This window comes from Microcoleus sp. S13_B4 (assembly GCF_036700885.1).
Classification (GTDB): Bacteria; Cyanobacteriota; Cyanobacteriia; order Cyanobacteriales; family Microcoleaceae; genus Microcoleus.
Genome location: NZ_JAUBPU010000049.1, coordinates 1 through 25,440, shown reverse-complemented (window position 1 = coordinate 25,440; position 25,440 = coordinate 1). Strand labels below are relative to the sequence as shown.

At 45.0% G+C, this 25,440-nt stretch carries 23 protein-coding genes and 1 tRNA gene; 11 read left to right on the top strand and 13 right to left on the bottom strand.

The window, feature by feature from the left end; genetic code table 11:
• Nucleotides 1–210 precede the first annotated feature (210 nt).
• From QT994_RS20925 to QT994_RS20910, 4 genes are all read right to left on the bottom strand, one after another.
• A complete protein-coding gene (locus QT994_RS20925; RefSeq protein WP_333177766.1) occupies nt 211–1,167 on the bottom strand; it encodes a DUF6282 family protein in 957 nt (318 codons plus the stop codon).
• 68 nt (nt 1,168–1,235) lie between these two features.
• Nucleotides 1,236–2,138, bottom strand: coding sequence for an alpha/beta hydrolase (locus QT994_RS20920; RefSeq protein ID WP_333177763.1), 903 nt, complete (start codon nt 2,136–2,138; stop codon nt 1,236–1,238).
• 14 nt (nt 2,139–2,152) lie between these two features.
• Nucleotides 2,153–2,599, bottom strand: coding sequence for a SufE family protein (locus tag QT994_RS20915; RefSeq protein ID WP_333049786.1), 447 nt, complete (start codon nt 2,597–2,599; stop codon nt 2,153–2,155).
• 446 nt (nt 2,600–3,045) lie between these two features.
• Complete coding sequence (locus QT994_RS20910) at nt 3,046–3,405, bottom strand: hypothetical protein (protein ID WP_333049784.1); 360 nt, start codon at nt 3,403–3,405, stop codon at nt 3,046–3,048.
• 315 nt (nt 3,406–3,720) lie between these two features.
• Here QT994_RS20910 and QT994_RS20905 point away from each other — a divergent pair, with 315 nt between their 5' ends.
• The 3 genes from QT994_RS20905 to QT994_RS20895 all read left to right on the top strand — a co-directional run bounded on the left by QT994_RS20905 (nt 3,721) and on the right by QT994_RS20895 (nt 6,180).
• Nucleotides 3,721–4,452, top strand: coding sequence for a response regulator (locus tag QT994_RS20905; RefSeq protein ID WP_333177761.1), 732 nt, complete (start codon nt 3,721–3,723; stop codon nt 4,450–4,452).
• 6 nt (nt 4,453–4,458) lie between these two features.
• Nucleotides 4,459–5,058 (top strand): adenylate/guanylate cyclase domain-containing protein, encoded by a 600-nt coding sequence (locus QT994_RS20900; RefSeq protein ID WP_333177758.1) that lies wholly within the window; start codon nt 4,459–4,461, stop codon nt 5,056–5,058.
• Nucleotides 5,059–5,244: 186 nt separating this feature from the next.
• Entirely contained in the window at nt 5,245–6,180 is a 936-nt protein-coding gene (locus QT994_RS20895) for a fused MFS/spermidine synthase (RefSeq protein WP_333177756.1), read from the top strand.
• 316 nt (nt 6,181–6,496) lie between these two features.
• Here QT994_RS20895 and ccmS read toward each other — a convergent pair whose 3' ends face one another.
• The 6 genes from ccmS to QT994_RS20865 all read right to left on the bottom strand — a co-directional run bounded on the left by ccmS (nt 6,497) and on the right by QT994_RS20865 (nt 13,082).
• Nucleotides 6,497–6,928 (bottom strand): beta-carboxysome assembly chaperone CcmS, encoded by a 432-nt coding sequence (gene ccmS, locus QT994_RS20890; protein ID WP_333177754.1) that lies wholly within the window; start codon nt 6,926–6,928, stop codon nt 6,497–6,499.
• Nucleotides 6,929–7,097: 169 nt separating this feature from the next.
• Nucleotides 7,098–8,894 carry an ABC transporter ATP-binding protein gene (locus tag QT994_RS20885; RefSeq protein ID WP_333177752.1) on the bottom strand — a complete coding sequence of 599 codons (1,797 nt, stop codon included), beginning with the start codon at nt 8,892–8,894 and terminating at the stop codon, nt 7,098–7,100.
• A 153-nt stretch (nt 8,895–9,047) separates the two neighbouring features.
• Nucleotides 9,048–9,620 carry an RtcB family protein gene (locus tag QT994_RS20880; protein ID WP_333177749.1) on the bottom strand — a complete coding sequence of 191 codons (573 nt, stop codon included), beginning with the start codon at nt 9,618–9,620 and terminating at the stop codon, nt 9,048–9,050.
• A complete protein-coding gene (locus tag QT994_RS20875) occupies nt 9,578–9,958 on the bottom strand; it encodes a hypothetical protein (RefSeq protein WP_333177746.1) in 381 nt (126 codons plus the stop codon). Before QT994_RS20875 ends, QT994_RS20880 begins: the two co-directional genes overlap by 43 nt.
• 381 nt (nt 9,959–10,339) lie before the next feature.
• Nucleotides 10,340–12,175 carry an APC family permease gene (locus QT994_RS20870; protein ID WP_333049769.1) on the bottom strand — a complete coding sequence of 612 codons (1,836 nt, stop codon included), beginning with the start codon at nt 12,173–12,175 and terminating at the stop codon, nt 10,340–10,342.
• 67 nt (nt 12,176–12,242) lie between these two features.
• Nucleotides 12,243–13,082: a prephenate/arogenate dehydrogenase gene (locus tag QT994_RS20865; RefSeq protein WP_333177744.1), complete on the bottom strand. Its 840-nt coding sequence runs from the start codon at nt 13,080–13,082 to the stop codon at nt 12,243–12,245.
• A 38-nt stretch (nt 13,083–13,120) separates the two neighbouring features.
• On the opposite strand from QT994_RS20865, the gene QT994_RS20860 reads away from it, so the two are divergent.
• From QT994_RS20860 to QT994_RS20835, 6 genes are all read left to right on the top strand, one after another.
• Nucleotides 13,121–14,683, top strand: coding sequence for a pentapeptide repeat-containing protein (locus tag QT994_RS20860; protein WP_333049767.1), 1,563 nt, complete (start codon nt 13,121–13,123; stop codon nt 14,681–14,683).
• A gap of 96 nt (nt 14,684–14,779) precedes the next feature.
• Entirely contained in the window at nt 14,780–16,342 is a 1,563-nt protein-coding gene (locus QT994_RS20855) for a pentapeptide repeat-containing protein (protein WP_333177741.1), read from the top strand.
• Nucleotides 16,343–16,427: 85 nt separating this feature from the next.
• A complete protein-coding gene (locus tag QT994_RS20850) occupies nt 16,428–17,957 on the top strand; it encodes a pentapeptide repeat-containing protein (RefSeq protein ID WP_333177738.1) in 1,530 nt (509 codons plus the stop codon).
• Between the two features lie 22 nt (nt 17,958–17,979).
• Nucleotides 17,980–19,488, top strand: coding sequence for a helicase C-terminal domain-containing protein (locus tag QT994_RS20845; RefSeq protein WP_333177736.1), 1,509 nt, complete (start codon nt 17,980–17,982; stop codon nt 19,486–19,488).
• 65 nt (nt 19,489–19,553) lie between these two features.
• Nucleotides 19,554–19,766: a DUF2839 domain-containing protein gene (locus tag QT994_RS20840; protein WP_333167935.1), complete on the top strand. Its 213-nt coding sequence runs from the start codon at nt 19,554–19,556 to the stop codon at nt 19,764–19,766.
• A 125-nt stretch (nt 19,767–19,891) separates the two neighbouring features.
• A tRNA-Val gene (locus QT994_RS20835) sits at nt 19,892–19,963 on the top strand.
• Between the two features lie 91 nt (nt 19,964–20,054).
• On the opposite strand, the gene QT994_RS20830 is transcribed toward QT994_RS20835, so the two are convergent.
• Nucleotides 20,055–20,261, bottom strand: a complete 207-nt coding sequence (locus QT994_RS20830; protein ID WP_333177733.1) for a type II toxin-antitoxin system HicB family antitoxin — start codon at nt 20,259–20,261, stop codon at nt 20,055–20,057.
• Nucleotides 20,262–20,300: 39 nt separating this feature from the next.
• Nucleotides 20,301–22,046 (bottom strand): AIPR family protein, encoded by a 1,746-nt coding sequence (locus QT994_RS20825; RefSeq protein WP_333177730.1) that lies wholly within the window; start codon nt 22,044–22,046, stop codon nt 20,301–20,303.
• Between the two features lie 317 nt (nt 22,047–22,363).
• Between QT994_RS20825 and QT994_RS20820 the strand changes: the two genes are divergently transcribed.
• Both QT994_RS20820 and QT994_RS20815 read left to right on the top strand, forming a co-directional pair.
• Entirely contained in the window at nt 22,364–23,305 is a 942-nt protein-coding gene (locus tag QT994_RS20820; protein WP_333177728.1) for a DNA polymerase beta superfamily protein, read from the top strand.
• A gap of 119 nt (nt 23,306–23,424) precedes the next feature.
• A complete protein-coding gene (locus tag QT994_RS20815) occupies nt 23,425–24,186 on the top strand; it encodes a nucleotidyltransferase domain-containing protein (RefSeq protein ID WP_333177725.1) in 762 nt (253 codons plus the stop codon).
• Nucleotides 24,187–24,335: 149 nt separating this feature from the next.
• On the opposite strand, the gene QT994_RS20810 is transcribed toward QT994_RS20815, so the two are convergent.
• Nucleotides 24,336–25,121, bottom strand: coding sequence for a hypothetical protein (locus QT994_RS20810; protein ID WP_333049752.1), 786 nt, complete (start codon nt 25,119–25,121; stop codon nt 24,336–24,338).
• Nucleotides 25,122–25,440: the final 319 nt, after the last annotated feature.

Here is a 25,440-nt window from a genome sequence, read left to right as displayed (position 1 = left end):
ATGGCCAATACCCAATTACCAATTCTAAATGCCTAACAATCGAGCTGGATTGTGTTTCATCATCAAATCAATTTCCTAAGGAAGAGGGAAGTTCGGCAACGGATTCTGTAACGGATGTAACGGATGTCAGGAAGAAGGAAGAGGGAAGAAGGAAGAGAATTCCCAATTAGCGATTCCCAATCCCCGATGGCCAATACCCAATTACCAATTCTAAATGCCTAACAATCGAGCTGGATTGTGTTTCATCATCAAATCAATTTCCTGCGGAGAAATGCCTTCACATATCAATTGGTCCACAAATAATTTGTAACCTTCCGCCGGCAAAGGATCGGGTTTCCTTCCTAAATCCGTACTCATAACAAAATGCTCTGCTCCTATTAGTTTAATCGCTGCTGCCATCTTACTAATAGAAACTTGATGCCAGTTTTTGTGTCCGTCATCAGCGGCATTTTCTCCCATCAAATCGTTTACAAATGCGAGTTCTAAGAAAGCTCCGGCTGCGGCGGCTGTTTGCATATTTTCTAGGGATAAACCCGGTACATCCGCCATTGCGTGGGTAATCAGGATGTTTTTAATGTTGAGCAGGTTGGCTGCACCGACAACCGCCATCACTTCTTCTGAGGAAATATGACCGGTTTCCAATACCAAATTCTCTTTTGCTACAATCTTCAACACCGCTGCTGTTTCCGGTAAAACCTTGCCATTTTCCGCAATTTTAATCCCTATTCCAGATTTGTGAAAAACCTGCAAGTGATGCTCAGCATCAACCGTTGGTAGCCACACTACTTTACCGTATTTGCCACCGATGCGGTGCATTGCCTCAACCGCTTCGGGATTAATGCCACCTACCGAATGATTGAGAACAACTCCCCCGAAAACTTCGATTTCTGGTACTATTTTATTAACCAAAACTGCCCGCGCTGCTGTGCTGGCATAATGATTTTTCAAGACAACAGCTTTCATCTTCGCCCTAGCAGCTAATTTCGCTACTTCAAAATCATCCAACCTGCGAGGAATCACATCAGGAGAAGAATGAATGTGAAAGTCGATAGCACCTTCGATCGTACTCTTGGACAAATTGACCATCGGCGGATCTCCGACAGCATAAGCTGGCAGACAAAACCAAGAGCAAACCATCCAAACTAACGTTAAAAAAACAGCTTGCATTCCTCCCCTCTTCCCTTCTCCCCTCTGCGTTCTCTGCGCCCTCTGCGGTTCATTTCCTCTTAATCCTCTCAAATAAAAGATTTAACCGCATTTGCTAAAGCTTCTGCATTCTCTTCGTGCATACCCAAAGAACCGGGAATAACTCGCGATTCAACACCCGGTAATTCCGTTAATGCTTCCATTTCAGCCTTTGATTTGGGCGGCGCATTTTCAGCAATTACAACCATCATCGGCACTGCTAATTGTTGAAATTTATCTGTAAATTCCGATCGCACTTTTGCCGGATCTAAACCACCAGTCACAAAGGCGGCGGGACCGTAGCGAGCACCGGGTTTTTGCGTAATTTTCCACTTATTTTGAATGAAATCGGGTGTGACTTTGGCAGCATCCACATAGACGTGACGCCGATACATCAAACTCAGGAAAGACGGCGCAGTGTTCAGTTTGTAAAGGAATTGTCCTAGTAAGGGCGATCGTACTAATTCTCTCATAATTCCGTGCCACCCACTTTGCTGTTTGCTCATCGTCGGCAAAGGCCCACGCCAAGTCGGCGCAGCTAACACAATCTTTGACCAAACATTGGGCTGTGGCGCTAATTGCATCACATAACCCGCAGCGTGACCTGCTGCAACTACAGCAACCGGACTATTAAAAATTGCCTCAACAAAATCCTTAAGAAATTGATGGTATAATTGCGGTTGATAGTCGGTTCGCGGGCGATCGGATTCGCCAAAACCAGGCCAATCTAAGCTCACAACTTGAAATTTAGGAGCCAACAATTCTCCTAAAGGACGCATTTCTTCTCGCGTCGAAACCGTACTGAAAGCCGGCAGCAGCAATACAGGATTTCCCTGTCCTCTGGTTTCGTAAATAACTTTTATTTGCCTTTCTTTCCAATTCCAGAGATATTCTTGAACTGCGGCGGGATAGTTGCCAGAACCTGATTTTGTTAAATTTGTAGTTTGAGTCATGCCTGTTTATTCTTTTAATTTGCTTCGGCTTGCTTGCTCAATTCACAAGCAAGTGCCTTATTTTTCATCATTTGAAAGATGTTGTAAAATCCGTTAGCCCGGGAAGGTGTCAGACTCACATTCAATCCCGTGTCTTGAATAAAATCTGGGGTAATGGTGACAATTTCAGCAGGCGTTAATCCGCTCAAACCTTCCACCAGCAACCCAACTAATCCTTTGACTAACTGAGCGTCTGAATCACCTTGATACAAAACTTTTCCTTCTGCCAAATTTGCAGTAATATAAACTTGCGACACGCAGCCAGAAACTTTGTTTTCCGGCAGTTTATCGCTTTCGGGGAATGCTGGGAGTCGCTTGGCATACCACAGCAGTTGTTCGTAGCGCTGTTTCGGATCGGAGTGTCGCTGAAAGCGCTGGACGATTTTAGCTAGGGCTGCGGGTAGCGCGGTGTTTGCGGACATGATTCACTCGTAGCAGTTTATTTTGCTAATATTATAAACTTTATTGTAGCAGCAGGTACGCTCGATTTGCAACATCAGCGTTGATCTGCATTCATCTACTGTTACAAACCCAAAAATACAACTTTTGGCAGTCTCGTCCGTGTAGCTGCGAATAACCTTCGCCATTACAAACGGTCAAATTATAGAGTGATGAAATATCAAAAAAAACAACTGTTGAGCTGTGAGAGAATTCGATAGTATGCCTTTTGCCCGAAAGACATCGAAGGCCATTTAATTGATGAGAAAATATTAAAATTTGTGGGCATCAAAAGGTCGATAGCTCTGCATGATCGATCGCCGATCTGAATAGATGACAAGTGCGATCGTCCCGCAATTATCAAATTTCGCAACGATCGCGATTTGAGCAAAATTCAAACGTTAGCTCGAACACTATGGCTCGATCGCCCTTACACGGGTAAAAGCGGCACACCGCGCAACTGGCGCAGGGAATTGATGCAAACGGGGCAGTCGCAGCCAAACATCGCCACGGCGGCATCGCTTTCTTCTTCCGAAAAGTCCAGCATCGCCACCGGCTGGCCATCCGGCGACTGCCAAGCGATCGTCGGTTTAGAATTTGAAGCAGCGGTTTTGGCGGAGAGGCGCACGCAACTCAGACGCTGAGTGTGGGGCGATCGCACGCAGCGGGGCGCATCACCCGATTGGCTTGGTGTTTCGCCAATTTGAGCGGGATTGGCGAGGGCGCTCAAAGACATCAGAGATCCAAACAGCGTCGGGCTTACAAGTAAAGTGAGGAGCAATCTATTCATTTGTCGTCCTTAAGAACTTCAACGTATACAGTAGCCGATTATCTGTTGAAATTCAACAAGGTTTTCGTCCGATATCAGTTTGATTTGGGGTTATTAAGGCTTAAAAGCCGAATATTTGCGGCCCAAACCTTCAACAATTATCCGCGTATTAGCAACCAGATAAGTATCACCTTTGCTCCCACTTTAAGAATTGTTGCAATTTGAGTAAATTTAACTTGCCAGTGATAGCAAATTCATCCAATGCGGGTAAACTGATTTCAGCAAGGACAACTCGAAACAGCGAACAAGTTTACCTCAAAAACCAGGTGGGGAGTGATGAGTACAGTTTTAGTGGTGGAAGATTCCCGCAGCCAGCGGGAGTGCATTTCACATCAGTTGAGATGCAGCGGATTGAATGTAATTCAGGCATCTGACGGTGTGGAAGCGCTGGATAAAATTGAAAAAAATTGCCCAGATTTAGTATTATTAGATGTCATAATGCCCCGCCTGGACGGCTACGGCGTTTGCCGTTTAATTAAAGCTAATCCCGAAACTCGGAATCTACCAGTTGTTTTTTTAACAGGCAAGGGACAGCAGTTAGCTTTATTTTCGAGGTTCCAGGGCGATCGCGCCGAGGCTTATGTTAGCAAACCTTGGCAGCCGAGGGAACTTTTGGCAACGATCAAAAAAGTTTTGCTCAATGCCCATATTAAGTTCGATCGAGCTTCAGCCGACGCTTGGACGGAATATGGAATTTTAAACTTAAACACAGTCGAACTTTATCAAAGCCACGCGGATGCTTGGACAAAATACAGCGCCCAAATTATTAAATTGTACGATTCCAGCTTAGCAGCTTTCGAGCAAGCTTTGACAATTGAACCGAGTCACTCGAATGCAAACAAGTATCGCAACCGAGTCCAGACAATCCGGGCAATATTGATGAAAAAATTAGAGCAAACTAAACCTTGCAAAGTGTGCGATTATTATTACGGCAAGGATGGCATCACTTGTGCGGTGCATCCGGCTGGCCGCCCTCAAGAACTCTGTCGCGATTGGGAATTTAATTAAACTAAAATGAAAACAAATAACCGCGCTAACTTGGAAAAGTTGCTGCAAGAAAGAAACGAACATCCCGAAAGAATGGCTGAAATTGATGAAAAAATTAATGCCACTTTCCGCAAAAATTACGCAATTTTAGTAATGGATATGTCGGGATTTTCTCGCACAACAGTCCGCTACGGAATTATTCATTTTTTGGCAATGATTCACCGGATGCACGGAATTGTCAAACCGATAATTTCCGAATACGGTGGTACTGTAGTTAAGGAGGAAGCAGACAATATTTTTGCAGTTTTTACCGATGTAAAATCAGCAGTGGAAGCTGCGATCGACTCTTTGAAACAAACGGCCGCTGTCAACACGACACTGCCGCCGGAGATGGATATTTACCTCTGCATTGGTATTGGCTGTGGCGATGTTTTGATGCTGGAAGGAGAGGATATGTACGGATCGGAATTTAATTTGGCATCCAAGCTGGGAGAGGATTTGGCGGAAAGGGGAGAGATTTTGCTCACTTCAGCAGCCTTTGAAAAGTTAGAAGGTGACAAGCAAGATTGGGAAAAAGTGGAACTTTCGGTTTCAGGTTTGGAATTGGTGGCGTACAAGCGGCTGTAATCGGGTGAATTTCTGTTGTCTTCTCGTTCTTCGCCCTGCTCGAAAATGAGAAGATGACTTCCCCAAGCCTTCACTACAAACCCGGTTTCTTCGCCGATATCGGGCGACTCAGCCTTTTTGGTATAAACCAGGTTGATGAGGCTATATTTTTAGAGAATATCGAATTTAAATAAAATTTAAAATCAGATGATTGAGGAACACAAAACTTGGCAATCTATTAATTTATCCGCTATTGGACAGCGGCTGGCTTGGCTGAAGCAACAGCCAGACAAAGTTATTTTTTGCAAAGAGTCTGGTGTTCACTATGTTGCAGTCACAAAAGAGCGATCGCACATTAAGCTATCTTTAGTAGAAAAAATAAATCAGCAAACAGATTTACTGCAATCTGTTTTGGATTTCAACAATCCTTTACATCTAGTGTCTGAATATACTCAGGCGATGATGTTGGGTTTAGTGTGGCAAAGCCAACCTCAAAGAATCTATATAGCTGGATTTGGCGGCGGCAGAATTCCCTTAGTTTTGCACCACTATTTACCGAAAACTGTTATAGAATGTACGGATGTCGATCCGATCGCAATCGAAGCAGCTACACAGTGTTTTGGGGTGAAATTTGACGATCGGCTAACTGTAACAATTCAAGACGGCCGAGAGTATTTAGAGCAGCAAAAATCAGATACTCAGTACGATATCATTATGATCGACGTAGCTTTTGGCAACGGCTACTTTCCGCACCGCCTATCCACAAAAGAATTTTATCAAATCTGCGAAAAACACTTGTCAAACGAGGGAGTTGTGGTAGCAAATCTGCTGCACAGAGATCAGTTTTATGCAGAAAAAATCACAACTTTTCAAAGTGTGTTTTCTCAGGTGTGCCTGTGTGTTTGCCAGGAAAGTAATAGCATTTTGATTGGTAGCAACAGCCAGATTTTGGAGAAAGATGAGATTGTTGCTAAGGCAAAATATTTGCAAGATAGCAATCAATTTTCCTTTCCATTAACAGACAGGGCGCTTGAGGTAAAAGTAGGTAGGGAATTGGCGGAGGCTGTACCTAATTTAGACAAAGCTCAAATTTTTCATGACGATTCGCCGCCCGCTGGTTATTTTGATTGCTGGTTATTCTGATATCTATAATAAGTCCGGGTTTACTCTTTGTGGAACAGGCCGGAAAGCCTGTTGCTGATGTGGTTTTCACGATGTTGAGATAGCCCGCCGATTGAAAGAGACTGTGGGATGAAATTGCCTTTTGAGTACGATCGTATATAACCATCGACAATAGGGCCACTGAGGACACGGCATTGCCGTTTCCCTACCCCAACATAATCAATCTTTCTCAATAATAGATCTAACCATCGCCCGATTAATTGTAGCGAAACCGCACGGCGTCCTCTTCTGACTGTAGGTAATATCAATTCCGATGCCACCGGATTTGATATAACTCCTATTTCATATATTCACCCATCTGCTGTTCCAGCTTAGCCAACAATGTATCCACATCGGTCGCAGCTTCCTCAAAACAAACAGGAGGTTCAGGCTTAGGTTCAAAAAGAATCAACTTAATTTGACCTTCGCCGATCGCCAAAATCGCCACTTCTTTCTCAGGTTTGTGAGCGTTCAACACACCTACAACTTCCTGAATATGACTTTTAACTTGACGGTTCAACTCCTCAACCGCCTCTTTCTTACAATACACAAAACGCGCAGTTTCTGCAATATCAATTGCTAAAATCTCCTCGCTTTCTTCTCCCCTTTCCAGAAATAGCCCCCAAGCCAAAGCAGCCAATTCATGTTGATTAGCTTTCACAAATCTATCTAACTTGCGGCTCCAGCTATTTTCGTTGGGTTTGGACTCAGGGCTATCAAATAAAAACATTTTCTCTTCTTGTTTGTATAAACTAATATTTTACAGTCAGTTGTCAGTTAGCAGTTGGCAGTTGGCAGTTGGCTGTTGGCTGTTGACTGTGGTCATTAGTTACCCATGCCCAATGGCCCATCCCCAATTACAAATTAGCAATTCCCAATTACCCAAAACCGCTGCGTTTCTATCTTATACCAGATTGCACGCGCCAGAGCGCCGCATAAATTCCGTCCTGTTCGATCAGTTGTTCGTGCTGCCCCGATTCTACCACCAGCCCCTCTTCCATGACACAAATGCAATCGGCATTGCGGACAGTAGAAAGACGGTGGGCGATCGCAATTGTAGTGCGATTTTTGGTAATTCGTTCGAGCGATCGCTGAATTGCCGCCTCAGTCTCGTTATCCACCGCTGAAGTAGCTTCGTCAAGAATCAAAATCGGCGGATTCTTCAAAACAGCCCGTGCAATTGCAATTCGCTGCCGCTGACCCCCCGACAATTTTTGACCGCGTTCCCCTACAATAGTGTTGTAACCGTCCGGCAATTGGGCGATAAACTCGTGCGCCTCCGCAATTTTCGCAGCATTTACTATCTCTCGATTGCTTGCCTCAAAACTGCCGTAAGCAATATTTTCTGCCACCGTACCGTGAAACAAAAACACATCTTGACTCACCAATCCGATCGCTCTCCGCAAATCTTTTAAATTCAGGTTATTTAATTCTATACCGTCGAGATAAATATTTCCATGCTGTACCTCGTACAGCCTCAATATTAGCTTCACCAAAGTACTTTTGCCCGAACCAGTAGCCCCAACAATCGCTGTAGTTTTTCCCGCCGGCAGAGTCAAAGAAAAATACTGCAAAATTGGTTTTCTTTGATTATAAGAAAAGGTAACATTTTTAAATTCCAACTCACCCTTAATCGAACTAACCGGCCGCCGAATATCACCCGTGTGAATTGCGATCGGAGTATCCAACAAATTCATCACCCGATTAGTAGAAGCCATTGCGCGCTGGTATTGATCCAGAGTATCTCCCAGGCGAGTCAGCGGCCACAGCAACCGCTGGGTCAAAAACACCAAAACGCTGTAAGTTCCCACAGACAATCGGCCCGCCACCACCTCCAAACCGCCCAGAAATAGTGTTGCAATAAACCCCAAGAAAATCACAACCCGAATCAGCGGAATAAAAGCAGCCGAAAGTGCGATCGCCCGTCGGTTGCTTTCGCGGTAAGCTTGGCTTTGTGTTTCGATGCGCTGAATTTCATAATCTTCGGAAGTAAAACTTTTAATAGTAGTAATTCCCATCAAATTATTCGACAGTTGCCCGTTCAGAAAACTCACCTTTTCCCGCACATCAGCATACAGAGGAGCCAGGCGATTTTGAAAGGCGATCGAACCCCAAATAATAAAAGGTATCGGCAGCATTGACAGCCCAGCAACACCAGGAGATGCAGCAAAAAAAGCCACACCAATCACAACAACCGTTGTCATTACCTGAATCACCTCATTAGCGCCATCGTCCAAAAAACGTTCGAGTTGATTGATATCATCGTTGAGAATAGAAATCAAACCGCCCGTGCTGCGTTCTTCAAAATAAGCTAATTCTAATTCCTGCAAATGGCTGTAAGCTTCCAGACGCAAATCGTGTTCAATATCCTGAGCCAAATTGCGCCACAAATAATCATAGGCATATTCAAAAAGAGATTCCAACGTCCAAACAACCGCGCTCAAAAGAGTGATAATTGCCAGTTGCCAAAAGACATCTTTTATGCCCCACTGAGCGAGGATAGAATCTTGCTGTTTCACCACCACATCAACAGCAATACCGATTAATGCTGGCGGCGCTAAATCAAAGAATTTATTCAGCAGCGAACAGATACTTGCCAGCCAAGCTTTCAGGCGGTAGCGGCGTCCGTACTTCAGCAGCCGCTTTAGGGGATGAACAGGTTTTGATGGATTTGGTGATGCTTGAGAATCATTCATAGGGCATGGGGCATCGGAAATAGGGCCGAGAATTAAAAATTAGTAGGGTGATCCGCGCGCACCTTACCCTTGCTTAATTTTAAATTCTCAAATGCCCCGTTCCTAGGCTTTAAACGTTAACACTCGCTTTATTTTAGCGACTACACCAACTATTTACGTCTCAACCTGAACGTCAATTACTGGTTGAATTGGTTTGTAAGCGGTTGGTGCTTCTTCGATTCTGCGTTCTTCGCGCCAGGTAATGCAATCTACGCCAGTTAATTCCAAAGCGGAGTCAGTTTTGTCAACACCTTTGCGACTCATATTGAAGCGCGATCGCGCCCTTCCTGCACCGTGAGAAGCCGATCGCAAAAATCGATCGTTCCCTTTCTCAATCAGCAAATAAGAGGGCGCACCCATCGAACCCGGTACAATTAAAGGCTGGCGCGAATGTGCCCGACAAGCGCCTTTGCGAGTCACCCAGCCGGCACCTTCAGCTAAGGTAATATTGTGAGGCAAATCGTATACTAACGGAGCTTCCACATCGCCGAAAACTTGCCGCAAACGCCAGCGCAGAAGTTCTGCTAGCAGCAAACGGTTGATAAAACCGTAGTTAGCGGCTGTTGCTTCTGCTTGCAAGTAATACCTCACAAGTTCGGGATTTGCTGCGACAGACAGCGGGAAAAGCCTGGATTCAGGATGTTTCAGAGTTTTTGGGTAGGCCTGGCAAGCTCGATCGGGCCACATTCGGCGAACCCGAGTAAATCATGAAGCGGAACCGAGGACCACCGGAACCACCATTCCTGCTGTTTCGACGATGCAATCGCCACTCCCGCATCCCCTGGATAGAAGTCAAGAGTAGCGTCACCGCGACAAACGCAACCACCTTGAGGGTGACGAACATTCGCCAAACTTGCTAACTGTTTGAGGGCCTTTGCTTCCACCCGAAAACCCTCTGGGAGTAAAACTTCTGCTGTTGTGGCACTCTCATCTTGCCAGTGTTCTTTCAAAGAACTATTGAGAGAAATAGAGTAGACTTTGGTGCTGTAACTAACATCGAGACTTTGCCGAGACAAAGCTCGCAAAAACCTGTTCAAGTTTTTGGCTGCTGCATAAATAGTCTTTTGCGGGTTGCATACTAACCGCCAGGAGTGGAAGAGATTTTTTAGGCAAAAAAAGACTTGGGTTCAGCAGCCACAATCTTTTTCAAGATAAGTTAAAAGGCAATTATCTAATGACTAAATTTATGGCATATCATTTCTAATCTGTCAATCCTTTCATTGAATTTTTAATAAATATATATGATTTACCAAGCACTGTCAGAAACCCGGTTTCTCCCTAGAAAAATAGCATCCAAACCAAAGATTTTGCGAAGAAACCGGGTTTTTTGAGCCAGCGTGTCCGACCGCATTCCAGTCTTCATTGCGAGGAAGTAGGGGCAATCGCCGACGGTTGCCCCTCCCCACTTAAAGAAAATATCTCACCGTCGTCACCACCCGACTTCTCTTAGCCCGCAAAGCCGCTTTCAAAAAGAAAGCAGTTTGATTGTGCAGCAATCCCTCCCACCAATTTCTGGTCACAAAAGCCGGAATGATCAGCGTTAAATATACTCCCGGTCGCTGTTCTTCAAACAAAGTCAAAAAGTGCGTCAAAGCCTCACCAACAGAACGGTAAGGCGATTCCAGAATTTCCAAAGGAATGTCTGACTGCAAATCTTTCCAAGCTAATTGTAATTTTTCTCGATCGGTCAAACCAATATCTACGTGAACTGCCACAACTTCATCAGCAATTAAACGAGCGTAATCAAGGGCCTCGAAAGTTCCCCGGTGCAACTGCCCGACTAACACCACTGCCGGATGTGTTACCGTCTTAACTTTAGGTCTACGAAGATAAGACCTCGGTTCTATTCCCTGAATGCTCAAGCGAGCCGCTACATACCGATAGTGTCGGTGAATAGCTAAAAATAGACTAACTACGATCGGAATAGTTACTACGACAACCCAAGCTCCCAAAAGGAATTTTGTAGCGAGAATTACAGCCAAAACTCCCGTTGTTGCCACTGCACCAATACCGTTCATCACAGCACTAACTTGCCAACCTTTACCTCGTTCCTTAAACCAGTGAATTACCATTCCCGATTGGGAGAGAGTAAAAGAAGTGAAAACCCCAACCGCATACAGGGGAAGCACCGCGCTCGTATTGCCTCGAAAGATGATAATTAAAAGAGCAGCGCAGAAGCTGAGCAGATTAATGCCATTAGAATAAACCAGTCGATCGCCCAACAGCGACAACTGCCTCGGCAAGAACCCGTCCCGCGACAAAAAATAACAAAGTCGCGGAAAATCAGCATAACTCGTATTCGCCGCCAACAGCAAAATTAACAGAGTTGCGGCCTGCAAATAGTAATAAAATACACCGACACCAAAAATCTGTTTTCCCAATACAGAAAGGAGCGTTTCATGTTCTGTAGGAATCACCTGATAAATATGAGCCAAGTAACTAACCCCCAAAAACATCGCTCCCAGAATTCCCCCCATATAGCTCAAAGTCAGGCGCGCATTTTTCCATTCAGGAGGCTTAAAAGCCAACACCCCGTCTGATATGGCTTCAACTCCAGTCAGGGCTGTACAGCCCGCCGCAAAGGCGCGCGCCAGCAGAAATAATCCCAAAGGTTCCTTAGCTGGAATATTTTGTAATGTCGGCATAACCTGACCTGTTGCCTGTTGGAATAAACCGCAGCCAATCAAAATAAAAATGCCAAGGAGAAACGCATAGGTGGGAACCATAAATATATTGCCCGATTCCCGCAATCCCCTGAGATTGGCAAACATGATTAGGACAATAAAAAATAAGCACAGTTCGACTGTGTAGGGGTGCAGCGAGGGAACTGCTGAAGTCAAGGCTGCCACCCCAGCCGAAATACTGACTGTGACGGTGAGGATGTAATCAATCATCAGCGAAGCTGCTGCGATCAAACCGGGATAAATACCCAAGTTTTCTCGCGCTACAATGTAAGCGCCACCGCCGTTGGGGTACGCTTTAATTGTCTGTCGGTAAGACAGCGCCACGATCGCCAACAGTAAAATAATAATTCCAGAAATAGGCAGCGATAACCTCAAACTACTACTCCCCGCTAGTAACAGTACCAGCAGAGTTTCTTGAGTAGCGTAGGCAACAGACGAAAGTGCATCGGAAGCCAGAACAGCTAGTCCTGTAGCGTTGCTTAGTCGCTCGTGAACCGATGCGCTAGTCGGAAGAGATTCACCCAGTAAAAATCGCTTGAGTCGAGAATAAGTGTACATGGAAACTCAATATATAGGCGTCCACAAATCATAATCTAGACGGGAACCGTTTTAAGTAATTTGTGGATCACAATTTGTAATTCTGTCTCGCTTGTTGAGTCAGCTTCAGCTTGTGTTCGAGAGCTTGCCAATTTTCGGCTTCGATATAGCTGATGAACTCGTCGAGACTGTCGCGGTAAATAGAGAGCGATCGCAACAATTCCTCTCGATTGTACTTCGCCACCATCACTCCCAGCTCGGGATTGCCGCCCCCAACGCGGCTCGTGTCCCGAAAACCCGAACTCGCCAAATGTTGGGCTAAATTAACAATATCCCGATCGCCCTCTCGATCGCACGCAGCAACCAGCGTCGCGCTCGCCATGATTGGCAAATGAGAAATCCAAGCCACAGCTCGATCGTGCTCGCTCGGCTCACATCGGTAAACTTTAGCACCCAGCAACCGCGCAATTTCCTCAACCTTATCCACTGCAAGCGCCGGCGTCTGGGAAGTCGGCGTCACCACGTAAGGCCGCCCGACAAACAAATCCGGCACCGCCGCCTCAATCCCGCTTTCAGCAGTCCCCGCCATCGGGTGTCCCCCCACAAAATTCGGCCACAGAGAAGACACAGCCTGCACTATGGGTGTTTTTACAGAACCGACATCCGTTACAATAGTATCAGGGGAAAGATAGGGCACCAACTCTCGGACGATCGGCTCGATCGACCCTAGAGGCGTGCAAATAAAAACCAGATCGGCTGCTGCGATCAGAGACAGGTGTATGCTGGCTTCATTTACAACACCGCGAGCTTGCGCCCGATCGCAAGTCTGCTGCCGACTCGAAACCCCAAAAACATCAAACCCGCGCGATCGCAAATCCAGCCCGATCGAGCCGCCAATTAAACCTAGTCCGACAATACCGATATTCATAGCAATAAAATGGGGATATTTGATACGGTGCCGCCCCCATGACAGTCGAGGAACTCCTGAAAAAATATGCCGCCGGAGAAAGAAACTTTGCCGGAATCAACCTGACTGAGGCCAACCTCAGCGGCGTCAACTTGAGCGGAGCCAACCTCAAGGGTGCGAATCTGAGTGTAGCAAACCTGAGCGGAGCCAACCTCAGCAAAACCAACCTCACAGGTGCCAAACTCAACATTGCCAGACTCAGTGGCGCCCATCTAGGCGGCGCCGACCTCACCGACGCCGACCTCAACGTCGCTTATCTAGTGCGAGTTGACCTCAAAAAAGCCACACTCATAGGAGCCAAACTGATCAGAGCCGAGCTAATTCGAGCCGAGCTCAGCGGCGCCAACCTGCAAGGCGCAAACCTCAGCGGCGCCACCCTCACCGAAGCCACTCTTCGAGGTGCCAACCTCGAACAAGCCAACCTTCGAGGTGCTCATCTCAGCGGCGCGTGCTTGACAGAAGCCAACCTCGAACAAGCCAACCTGCAAGGAGCCGACCTCAGCCGAGCCGACCTCAGCGGCGCCGACTTGCGAGGCACAGAACTGCGACAAGCCAACCTCACTCAAGCCGTACTCAGTGGCGCCGACCTCAGCGGCGTCAATTTGCGCTGGGCAATCCTCAGCGGCTGCAATCTCCGCTGGGCCGACCTCAGCGAAGCCAAATTGAGCGGTGCCGACCTCAGCCGAGCCGACCTCTGCCACGCCGACCTGTCAAATGCCAGTTTAGTTCACGCCGACCTGTCAAATGCGTATCTGATCCGCGCCGACTGGATTGGAGCCGACTTAACCGGAGCCACCTTAACCGGAGCCAAACTCCACGCAGTTTCGCGACTCGGCATCAAAACCGAAGGCATGACCTGCAAGTGGGTTGATCTGAGCCCCAACGGCGACCACAGCCAAATTTACTGGTTGAACTCCGGAGGAACTCACGAATTTTTTCACGAAACCTTGCCCACCGTTCGGATTGTGATTGACTCGCCCTTAGACCAAGGCGCTCATTTTGCCCTAGCTGCAACTTATTACCAAATTGCCCAACAATACCCGAGTTTAAGTCAGCCTCCCACGATCGAAGTCAGCTCCAGGCGCACCGTACTCGCCTTTAAAATGGACAGCGACGATAAATTATTTGCCACCGCTTACGTTGCCATCATTCCTTTTAACGACGCCGCCATCACTCAAAAAAACCTGATCGCTTTGATGAAAATGATTCAATCTCACGATGCAGGCAAACTTAACGTCAAAGAATCTAAACACGTTCAGTTATGCAGCAAAGCTCTCAACCAAGCTATCAGCAAAGTAGACCAAATCAAAATTTCCAGTTCTTTTCCAAAAATCGGCGAAAGCATCAATTTTTTTCAGATTCCTACACAGATGATATTAATTAATTCCCGCGACCAAAGACTCAGCGTATATCACCACCCAGGCTTCGGCAAGCGCTTAATTAAAAAATATGAGCCGAGTAACTCAACCTCGGGTAAGTTAGCCGAAAGCACAAAATTAGGTCAAGCTAATATCACTAGCATTTTGGATTTTATAAAAGGCTTCCATAACATAGATGTCTAGGCATATTGCATCAAGTTACAAAAAATGCTTATTCTAGTTTAAAGGTTGGCACAACAAAGCTTTGTTCTAGCTAACACATCAGGGAAATTGAAAAGCATGGATGCCGAAGAACTCATCACCAAATATGCAGCAGGAGAAAGAGACTTTACTGCTATCCTCCTTTGCGAGGCAAATCTCAGCAGGATCGATCTCAGCGGGGCTAATTTCAGTGAGGCAATCTTGAGCCTCACCAACATGAGCGGCACCAATCTGTCAAACGCCAACATGAGAAAAGCCAAACTCAATGTTGCCAGACTCAGCGGTGCCAATCTCTACAAAGCCAACCTCAGCGGCGCTATCCTCAACGTGGCTAACTTGATTCGAGCCGACCTCAGAGAAGCCCAACTCGTCGAAGCTACAATGATCAGATCCGAACTGATCCGAGCCGACCTCAGCAGTGCAAACTTGAGCGGTGCAAACCTCAGCGAAGCAGATTTGAGAGAAGCAACCCTTAGAGAAGCCAATCTAGAGCAAGCCGACCTCAGCGGGGCTCACCTCAGAGGCGCTTCCCTAACTGCGGCCAACTTGGAACGGGCTAACTTGCACAGAGCCGATCTCAGCAGGGCAGACTTGCGAGGAGTCAACCTCTGCAATGCCGAACTCAGACAAGCTAATCTTTCTCAGGCAAACCTCAGCGGCGCTGACTTGCGAGGCGCTAATCTCCGGTGGGCTGACCTCAGCGGGGCGAACCTGACCGGCGCTGACCTCGATGAAGCGAGATTGAGCGGGGCCAACTTGTACGGGGCAAATTTGAGCAATGTCAATCTATTGAACGCTACTTTGGTACACGCGGATTTGACCCAAGCGAATTTGATTCACGCGGATTGGGTAGGGGCCGATTTGACGGGGGCGGCCCTGACGGGGGCAAAAATTTACGCGGTGTCTAGGTTTGATGTGAAAGCAGATGACATTACCTGCGATTGGGTTGACCTCAGTCCTAATGGCGATCGCAGCCACATTCAGCGCTTTACTCCAGAAGAATCTCAAAGGTTTTTCAATGCTACACCGCCGACAGTTCAAATTATTGTCGATCGACCCCTCGACCCCGATGCTAACTTTGTGCTTGCAGCTACCTACCGCCAAATTGCCCGTCAATACCCTGCTTTGAACCATCCTCCCAGTATCGAAGTTAATTCCAGACGCACAATCATATCATTTAGAATAGAACAGGACGAGCAACTATTTCCCACAGCTTTCGTTGCGATTATTCCCTTTAGTGATGCAGCATTTACTCAGAAAAATTTGATTACTTTGATCAAGATGATTCAACCCCAAAGTGGTAATAACCTGGGCGTCAGAGTCTCAAATATGGTAGTGCAATTAAACGTCGCCCTGACCAAAACAATGAGAAAAATAGGGGAAATGAAAATTCAGCCGATTCGCCTCGATCGCGAACCGATGTCAAGTTTTTTCCAATCGCCTACCCAAACTGTACTGGCTAACTCCAGCGCCGAAACTTTGATGATTCACTATCACCCAGATTTTGGCAGAAACTTGACAAATTTGCCCGGAGTCAACAAAACGTCTATCAGTCCTGCAATTAAAGCTCAAAGATTTACCACCCCGCCGCTAAATACGGTCATTGAGTTTGTCAAAAGCTTTTATCAGCTCGGTGAGTAAATACTCTACTATAAATTAATTTGATATTATTTCAATTTATGCCATATAAAAGTTACCAGATTGCCCTTTCATTCAAGTAATAAAAATGCAAGCTGAAGAACTGCTCAAACGATTTGCACTCGTCAAGAGATACACAGAAGGCGACAGAGATTTCACAGGAATCAACCTGAACGAAGCTAATCTCAGCCGCATCAACCTTAGCCAATCAATTTTAAAGCGGGCTAGCTTATTTGTCACCAACCTCAGCGGCGCTAACTTGAGCGAAGCTAATTTGAGCGAAGCTAACCTGAATGTGGCGAGACTCAGCAGTACCAACCTGTCGCGGGCAATCTTAAACGGGGCTACTCTCAACGTAGCCAACTTAGTGAGAGCCGATTTAAGTGCAGCTCAATTAATCCGAGCATCCCTGATTAGAAGCGAATTAGTCCGCTGCGAACTCAGCAAAACTAACTTCAGTGGCGCAAACCTGACTGAAGCAGATTTAAGAGAGGTAAAACTGACGGAAGCTAACTTGTGCGGTGCTAATCTTTCCGGTGCAAATCTCAGAGGTGCTTCGGCTTCTTCAGCTAACTTTCAAGAAGCTAACTTACACGGCGCGGATTTGACGAAAGCAGAACTTAGCGGCGTCAATTTGAGCAATGCCGATATGAGACAAGCTTCTTTGCAACAGGTGAATCTCAGCAGTGCCAATTTAAGCGGAGCTAACCTCAAATGGGCTGATTTGACGGGAGCTAACCTCAACGGCGCCGATCTGAGCTGTGCTAAATTGAGCGGAGCTAACCTTAACGGAGCAGATTTAAGAAATACTAATTTAGGAAGTGCTAATTTCGTTCACGCTGATTTAACAGAAACAAATTTGATTAATGCTGATTGGGTGGGCGCTGATTTAAGGGGGGCAACTTTAACCGGAGCCAAACTGTATTTGGTTCCTCGGTGTGGCATCATCGCAGATGATATTGCTTGCGAGTGGGTTGACCTCAGCCCCGCAGGCGATCGCACTCATATTCAACAATTTAATTCGCCTTCAGAATCGAAAATTTTTTTTAATCACACGCCTGGGTTAGTGCAAATTGTGGTTGACGCACTTTTAGACCACTCAGCAAACAGCACTTTAGCAACCGCTTACAGCGAAATAGCTCGGCATTACCGGGCAATGAGCTGTCCTCCCAATATTGAAGTCGGCTACCGCCGGACAACTCTCACTTTTAGATTTGATAGCGACGAGCATTTATTGCCAGCAGCTTTTTTAGCGATTCTTCCTTTTAAGGATGCTGTACCAACTCAGAAAAATATTATAGCGATCGGCAAAACTATCGAAAGTCAAAATTGGGATAAAAAACGAATTGTGGTGTTGTGTAAAGCATTGAGCGCAGCTACAACTAAGTTACATGAGTTGAGAAAATTGCTCTCTAATATATCAAGTATTAATCAGCCAACAAATTTTTTTCAATCACCTACCCAAACTATTTTAATTAGTTCGGGGGAGGAGAGTTTGACCGTGCAGTGTCACCAGAATTTTGGTCAGCGAGGGGGAAATAATCAGGAGAGTAAATTCAGTTTGCCTATCGGTCAAAAAGTAGTTGATTTTCTGGCCAGTTTTGATTATGTTGAGTGAGAAATGTCAATTTTAAAACCGATTGATTGAGGTAGAAGTCCACAACTCATTGCTCCGCTTCCTGCGATCAAACTCCGAGCCGCACTGGCCCCACCATTTAACGATGGCGCGGCTCGTGGCGCGGGCTTTGCGCTTGGGGCGCAGCGCTCTGATCCAAACAGGGCTTCCCGCTGGAGCTTACCGACAGCGGTATCGAGTTAGCTATTTGATGCCGATTTTGATGTGGCCGGAGCCTGTGATTTTAGTGGCGCCGACACCGCTGATTGAGCATTTGAGAGCAGTGGAAATTCCGCGTTTGCAAGAGTGGCTGCAAACAGAGGGGTCGATCGAGACTTATTCGGATCGTGCGACTGGGCGAGGATTGATGCTAGCCGATCCAGAGTCTTGGCTGGCGGCTCGCTTGGCGGGGAATTCGGAAGTGCACAGGAATATTCCGACAATTATCGACGGTGTGGATGACTTGGAAGTTTGGACGCGCCAGCAATTGACGGCGTGTTTGCAACCGGCTGATTGGAATGATTTAATGCAATCTCAGCCTTTGGAAGCCGATGCCATCCTCCAAGGGCGGGTACTGCTAACGCGGGCTTTCTTTCAGCATCCGGCGAAACCAGAGGAGTGCTATTTGCTGGAAACCGCAGAGCAAAATATTTTGCAGGGGCTGTTTGAAAAAATCGAGCCAAACCCCCTAATTCCGGATGCTTGGAGCAATTTTTGGCAGCGGTGGGAAACAAACGGAAAACTGCGGTGGGCGCAAATTCATCGGGAGGCTGGGTCATTTTCTCTCTACTGCGCGCCGGTGCAGGTGGCTGAGGTTTTGAGCCAAATTTGGGACTATCAGCCGGTGGTGTTGATTGGTGGGGCGGTGGATGTGGAACCGAAGGCTCCGATTTTCCGGCAAATGTTGGGACTTCCAGAATTGACGAGCGTGAAGTTTTCGCCCGATCGACAAAGTGAATTAATTCAACTGTACATTCCCAACTGGCTGCCGCTGCCAAATACGCCGGAATTTCAGGGTGTTTTAATTGAAGAAATTCGGACTTTGCTGTTGATGAGCGCGTCGGTGGCGGGTTTAACGGTGCTGATTGTTGGTGATGTACCGCTCAAGGCTAGGCTGGCGGCGATTTTGGCTTCTGAGTTCGGTTCTCGGGTGCAGGTAGAAAAGACTGATGTGGGCGAGAATGCGATTTTGGTGACTGGGTGGGAGTTTTGGCGGGAACATCAGGGGGAATTGAGGGCGCCTCACTTGCTGGCGATCGCAACTTTGCCGCTACCTTCTTTGGAGAATCCTTTGGTGACGGCGCGTGTGGCTTATTATAAGGAACGGCGCAAGGATTGGTTTCGGTTGTATTTGCTGCCGGCGGCGTTGAATGAATTGCAACGGGCGATCGCGCCTGTGCGAGAACGTCAAGGGGTTGTGGCGATTTTCGACAGCAGGGTGATTCACCGCAGTTATGGACAGCAGGTTTTAGCGGCTTTGAGTCCTTTTGCGAGGATTGATTATTTGGATACGACTTGGCTGACGCAGGCTTGAGATGACCTGTTGGCCTATAATTTGGTTAGGTATCCAGTTGAAATCTAATTTAGTAGACAAAGATTATGGGTGAAGCTAAGCGTCGCAAAGAGTCGATCGGCGACGAATACGGTAAAGAAGAACGCATCGTTGCCTGGCTGCCAATCACGAAAACCCAAAGCGAAGATTTTGTGAAGTGGACAAGTCGCGGAAGCTGGTTCGGGATTAGCCTTTTGGTGGCTTGGTGGATTGTAGTGCGATTTGTCGGCCCCTCGGCGGGTTGGTGGCAGGTTAACTGATGCCAGACTCGACAAATGCCTGTATTCTTGGCATTGTGTCGAGTTAAACTCGGAAACAAGCGGCTGAATTTTTAGGAAAAATTTAGTTGCGAATTTGGACTTGGTATGGTATCTTAGTTATCTGCGGGCAATTAGCACAGTGGTAGCGCACTTCCTTCACACGGAAGGGGTCACTGGTTCAAATCCAGTATTGCCCATCAAATTTATTTTCTGATTCCTCTTATTTCTTAGTCCCCCTCTGCTGGGACAAAATTTTGTGTAGCCGCGGTTTCAACCGCCCTCAGCTTCTTAAGCTTCAACATATTCGCAAATAGAGAGAGGTTCGGGAATAGGAAAAGCATCCTCTTGTAGTCGTTCAATATGGAAGGCGATCGCCTCTTTAATTAAATTTCTCACCTCTTCTAAACTTTCAGCCACAGCTACACATCCAGGTAAATCGGGAACATAAGCACCGTAGCTAGTTTCACCCTTCTCAATTACAACAGCATAACGCATTAATCTTCCTCCTCTAGTTGAGCTTGCCGCAAAACACTTTTAAGCTAAATTTTTACTTACTTTCTCAATAATAAAATTAGTAAATTCAGAGCGCTTAGCTACTGTATTAATGGAAAGAGAGGGTTGTTTTTGTAAATAACTATTAGTTAATTCAGTGATTTCTAGAATGATAGAAAGAAGCAATTCCTGATGGTCGTCAAATTCAATTGGCAGGATTGAAAGTACATATCCTTGTGTATAATTAACTTTATTAAGTAGTTTAATAGTAAAAAGCATTGCAACATGAAATATTAAAAGCCGAATTGTTCCAGGACGTAATAAACTACTGGTATTATTTTGTGTTAATACTGAAAAATCTGTAGTTCTTATATACAATTCAATATTCTTCATTAATTTTGCACAAAAGAGATAAACTTCCATTGGAATGGAAGAATTAAAAACTCTGCTGTAATTTGCATCACCTTTAATAATTGACGTTGGTTGGGCTCTAGCTATATGTGGGTCGAGATGAACAATGGAAGTAACTGATTGAGCTAAATAAGGAATACTAATGATTCTTTCAGAACTTTTTCCAATATTCTTGTAATAATTTTTGCGGCGATCATAGAACCAATCCTTATTTAAAAAGTAATCTTCTATATCACGCTGAATAGGTTCAGTAGCTCTTAAAGAAGCAGCAGGAACGGGAGTTTGAAAATTAGTTGCTTTGATGATTCTATCTCTCGCTTCTAATTTGTTTGCCACTATAATCTTTACAAGAATAGCTCTCTTATCATCAACCTTTGCCAGAGTGTTCATATACTCATATATAGAGTTAGTTGTTTGTAACCCATTCACAATTTGTACATCATCGAGTGTAATGGTTTTACCTGCGATACTTGCTTTTGAAGCTAATATGGTTATCCCATTGTTTAACCACCAGAAATCTATATCAGTATCTTTTAAAGCAAGGGTGTTTTTGATATCTTTATTGACTTCTACATTTCCTTGATAATCTCTCACATTTGACTCAAATAAATATTTGCGTAAAGAACCGTCATCAGTTACAAAATCATAGTATTCATCTAATCCTGTCAAGACAACATAATTATCTTCAGCGGTAGAAATATAGTTTTCCAGAAATTTTAATTTTAAAGAGTAACTTTTTTCTTGCCTTGCATTTTCTAGTAGTTCTCTGGCTCCTGTAAATTTAAATTTAACCTCAGAGCCAGTGAAAAATTTCTCGGTTTTATAACAAAGATTGTCCGCTTTATTTTGAACCTTAATATGAATCTTTTGAGTATCACCTTGACTAGCATATACGTAGGTGATTTTAACTTTAAGATGTTTAATGGCTAAGTCAATGTATGTTTTTCTAAATAATTCGACTTTTTCTATAAGCGGTGCATTATAGAAATCTTTAATATCGGCAATAGCTTTGTTTAAATCAAATATATCTTCTATAGTAGCCATAAGCGTCTCTATGGGTTTTTCGCCAAAGGAAGATGAAGTTTTTGCTTGGATTAAATATACTTCTATTAATGGGTTCTTTTTTATATTTCCCGAATCCAAGTCTTCATTAAGAATTTCATTGTTAAGAAAAATGAAAAAACCATCGATTCCTCCATCATCTTTTCCATCAACCTGATTAGACAATAACTCATCATATGAAAGATCGTAGTCTTTTAACAGTTGTTCAAAAGCAAATATCTCAAAATACTCATCTTGTGATAATGTATTTGCTAATTCCTGTCTTTTTTTGTCGAGAATACTTTTGAGAATTATGACATCATTATTGTTAGACATGAATATTTATCCTTTGATAAGTTCTACTATATTAGAGTAATCTATATTAGAGTACGCTATAACGTCACCAGTTGCAAGTCCGTCACCGCTTCCCGTTGCGAATTGCTGTGTTCGTCGGGTGAGCCTCCACAATCTCCAACACCTCCCCCTCAACCCGCTGGCGGTATTGCTCATTGATAATTAATTAGACTATGTTCAACAATGCCAAAACTACCGTAGCACTGGCGAGGGCGGGACGCGATCGCCCAAAACTCCCCTTTTGTACTACATATATGCTACACTAACATTGTAGCTCGTGCCCCGCAGGAGGTTCCCTCATGGCAAATGCCAATCTTCCTCAAAATTTCAACTTAATCCTACCCGCAGGAACCCAAATTGTCACCAAAATCGAGGTCAAAAACCCCGCCAGCGACCAATCTTGGAAACCGGGATTAGTAGGTGTCATCGTTCAATCGCCTACGGACAATTCCCACGCATATTTAGTCAAACTCCCAGACGGGACACAAGTTAGTCTGCGGCGGCACGAACTCAGTATTCGCAAGCAGTTTCAGAGCGAAGGATTGCATTCAGGAGGAGATTTTCTTGCAGAATACAACCTCTATGATTCTGTAATTTACCGCTGCATTGTTGGTTCTAGAGCTTACGGTCTTGATAACGAGCAATCCGATACAGACAGACGCGGGATTTACCTGCCGCCCGCAATACTTCATTGGTCGCTTTACGGCATCCCAGAACAATTGGAAAACAAGGAAAATCAGGAATGCTATTGGGAACTGCAAAAGTTTTTAGTTTTGGCACTAAAAGCTAATCCAAATGTGCTAGAATGTTTGTACACGCCTTTAGTAGAAACTGTTTCTCCTGTAGCACAAAAATTGCTGGGAATTCGGGGAATCTTTCTTTCTCAATTGGTTTATCAAACTTACAATAGCTACGTTTTGTCTCAATTTAAAAAAATGGAGCAAGACCTCCGCAATACCGGGGAAATTCGTTGGAAGCACGCGATGCACTTAATTCGATTGTTGCTGTCAGGAATTACGGTGCTCAAGGAGGGGTTTGTACCCGTTCGCGTGCAGGATTATCGATCGCAACTTTTATCTATCCGCAACCAAGAAATATCCTGGGAAGAGGTGAATCGCTGGCGGTTGAGTTTGCACGGTGAGTTCGATCGCGCTTTTGCTGCCACTAAATTGCCAGAACGTCCTAATTACGAGGAAGCGAACCTGTTTTTGATTAAATCTCGTAGAGGTGCGATCGGCTAAAAGGGGCGGGTTTACGAGATCATTAATTTGAGACATATATGGTTGGTAAAACCCGCCTCTACAGGTATTTGCGATTGTTTAACCGGAATTGAAATTAGCATTAATAAAATGTTGAAAAAATGACAGAATACATCTCGAATCTCGCCCCAATTATCTCCGTTCAACCTTATCCGCTGCTGTTTGCGACTGTCAGCGGTTCGCACTTATACGGCTTTCCTTCGGCAGATTCTGACTTCGACTTGCGGGGAGTACACATTTTGCCGCTACCGAAAGTAATTGGACTAATTTGTGGAGAAGAAACAATCGAAGTTTCGGAAGTTCGGGAGGGAATGCAACTCGATTTAGTAACTCACGACATCAAGAAATTTTTTGAGATGCTGTTGAAGCGCAACGGCTACGTGCTAGAACAACTGTATTCGCCACTCATAGTTTACAGTACAAAGGAACACGAGGAATTAAAGGCTATTGCCTCGAACTGCATTACCAAGCACCACAGCCACCACTATCTCGGTTTTGCTCAAACTCAATGGAAATTGTTTGAGAAAGAACGCCCGCGTCGGGTTAAGCCGCTGCTCTATGTTTATCGCGTGTTGCTGGCTGGGATTCACTTGATGCAAACGGGGGAAGTCGAGGCGAATTTGGTGAAACTTAACGAGAAATTCCAGTTGTCGTATATTCCTGATTTGATCGATCGCAAGCTGGCTGGGGAGGAAAAATATGTGCTGGAAGATACAGATATTGAATTTTATCAGCAAGAGCGCGATCGGCTAATCAATATATTAGAAGAGGCAAGTTTTACAAGTCATTTGCCGTCAAATCCTAATGCAAAGGTTGCTCTTAGCGATTTTCTGGTAAAGGTGAGGATGTCATCTGTGAACTAAGTTGTTCCACCTCTAATTAGTCGTTTGGTGCGGCGAAGATAACAGAACCTCCAGTCCAGGCGTCAGTACCAAAGAAACCGGGTTTTTTATCGTGATTAAAAGCTCGAGTGTAGTATTTGCGTCGTCCATTAAACCCGGTTTTTAGTGATTTACCTTGATAGATGTGTGTTGGCTGGTTCGCTAAAGCCAGGTAGGTCGATATGTTGATGTTCGGTAAATTGTGTGTTTTTTCCTGGTATGTAAATATTCCAACTTACCCCGCCTAAATATGTCTTGATATATGAAATCAAGGCATGGATAAATACAACAATGCCCACCATTTCAAATGACTCTTCAAGGGTCGTTAATATCACGTAGGATAGATTCCCCGGTCCCGTTGTATAAACTATGTATCCTCCTAGCATTTCCACTCCGATTGCTCCTCCAATATAAAGAGCGCTTGCTGCAACAAACAATTTTCTTGTAGAAACCGGAAGGTGGAACAGGAACTTAGTGTAGGATAAGAGAAATATCGCTACTAGAAAACCGATCGGCACAACCCAAGTAAAGTAAAGAAATCCTGTGGCATTTAGCAGGCTTCGCATCGGGTAAACAAGCTGTTCGTGCAATTGACCCACTTCGTCTAAAGATAGATATAAAAAGATGAATGATAAAATTTTCCAGTGATGCTTGTAGCGACAACTATCCAAATTTTTCGCATGGGCGATCACACCCACCAACAGAGAACTAAACAGCAATGCCAAAAATGAGTAGAAGGTTGGAATGTTCCCCTCGTCATCAACGTTGAATCCTTTTGCCAAGAAGTCTCTAGACGGGTAATCCGGCAAGAAGTACAAAGTCATCTGACTTAAGAAAGATAGTACAAGTAGACAGAACACCACTCGAAGCAAAAACTGGGTTACAGCTCCTGGATTTAAAGGAATTTGGAATTTCATGTTCTCTTAACCGTTCTCTTAACCTTTGGTTAAATGTATGTTATCAAAAAAACAAAAATCCCCGTATATCTACAGGCATAGAAGACTCCTCCTGGTAAAGGCACTATTTTTTTACCGTAAGATTAAAGAATTTAGCAGACATCGATCACCCTTAATTTTATTCTGGCTATATAAAAAAAGATTTTCCTGAGGCGTAAATTACTGTAGTTTAGACTAAAAAATGATTGCAGCTAAAAGTAGCAACCTTTGAATATCCGGCAAGCTGTTACTCAAAAACTCAAGAGGGAGAAGATTAAATAACTAATCTTGAATACTTTTT

Excerpts from the sequence above, each read along its gene's own strand:
- QT994_RS20925 (WP_333177766.1), bottom strand. The coding sequence starts at position 1,167 with ATGCAAGCTGTTTTTTTAACGTTAGTTTGGATGGTTTGCTCTTGGTTT.
- QT994_RS20920 (WP_333177763.1), bottom strand. The coding sequence starts at position 2,138 with ATGACTCAAACTACAAATTTAACAAAATCAGGTTCTGGCAACTATCCC.
- QT994_RS20915 (WP_333049786.1), bottom strand. The coding sequence starts at position 2,599 with ATGTCCGCAAACACCGCGCTACCCGCAGCCCTAGCTAAAATCGTCCAG.
- QT994_RS20910 (WP_333049784.1), bottom strand. The coding sequence starts at position 3,405 with ATGAATAGATTGCTCCTCACTTTACTTGTAAGCCCGACGCTGTTTGGA.
- QT994_RS20905 (WP_333177761.1), top strand. The coding sequence starts at position 3,721 with ATGAGTACAGTTTTAGTGGTGGAAGATTCCCGCAGCCAGCGGGAGTGC.
- QT994_RS20900 (WP_333177758.1), top strand. The coding sequence starts at position 4,459 with ATGAAAACAAATAACCGCGCTAACTTGGAAAAGTTGCTGCAAGAAAGA.
- QT994_RS20895 (WP_333177756.1), top strand. The coding sequence starts at position 5,245 with ATGATTGAGGAACACAAAACTTGGCAATCTATTAATTTATCCGCTATT.
- ccmS (WP_333177754.1), bottom strand. The coding sequence starts at position 6,928 with ATGTTTTTATTTGATAGCCCTGAGTCCAAACCCAACGAAAATAGCTGG.
- QT994_RS20885 (WP_333177752.1), bottom strand. The coding sequence starts at position 8,894 with ATGAATGATTCTCAAGCATCACCAAATCCATCAAAACCTGTTCATCCC.
- QT994_RS20880 (WP_333177749.1), bottom strand. The coding sequence starts at position 9,620 with ATGTGGCCCGATCGAGCTTGCCAGGCCTACCCAAAAACTCTGAAACAT.
- QT994_RS20870 (WP_333049769.1), bottom strand. The coding sequence starts at position 12,175 with ATGTACACTTATTCTCGACTCAAGCGATTTTTACTGGGTGAATCTCTT.
- QT994_RS20865 (WP_333177744.1), bottom strand. The coding sequence starts at position 13,082 with ATGAATATCGGTATTGTCGGACTAGGTTTAATTGGCGGCTCGATCGGG.
- QT994_RS20860 (WP_333049767.1), top strand. The coding sequence starts at position 13,121 with ATGACAGTCGAGGAACTCCTGAAAAAATATGCCGCCGGAGAAAGAAAC.
- QT994_RS20855 (WP_333177741.1), top strand. The coding sequence starts at position 14,780 with ATGGATGCCGAAGAACTCATCACCAAATATGCAGCAGGAGAAAGAGAC.
- QT994_RS20850 (WP_333177738.1), top strand. The coding sequence starts at position 16,428 with ATGCAAGCTGAAGAACTGCTCAAACGATTTGCACTCGTCAAGAGATAC.
- QT994_RS20840 (WP_333167935.1), top strand. The coding sequence starts at position 19,554 with ATGGGTGAAGCTAAGCGTCGCAAAGAGTCGATCGGCGACGAATACGGT.
- QT994_RS20830 (WP_333177733.1), bottom strand. The coding sequence starts at position 20,261 with ATGCGTTATGCTGTTGTAATTGAGAAGGGTGAAACTAGCTACGGTGCT.
- QT994_RS20825 (WP_333177730.1), bottom strand. The coding sequence starts at position 22,046 with ATGTCTAACAATAATGATGTCATAATTCTCAAAAGTATTCTCGACAAA.
- QT994_RS20820 (WP_333177728.1), top strand. The coding sequence starts at position 22,364 with ATGGCAAATGCCAATCTTCCTCAAAATTTCAACTTAATCCTACCCGCA.
- QT994_RS20815 (WP_333177725.1), top strand. The coding sequence starts at position 23,425 with ATGACAGAATACATCTCGAATCTCGCCCCAATTATCTCCGTTCAACCT.
- QT994_RS20810 (WP_333049752.1), bottom strand. The coding sequence starts at position 25,121 with ATGAAATTCCAAATTCCTTTAAATCCAGGAGCTGTAACCCAGTTTTTG.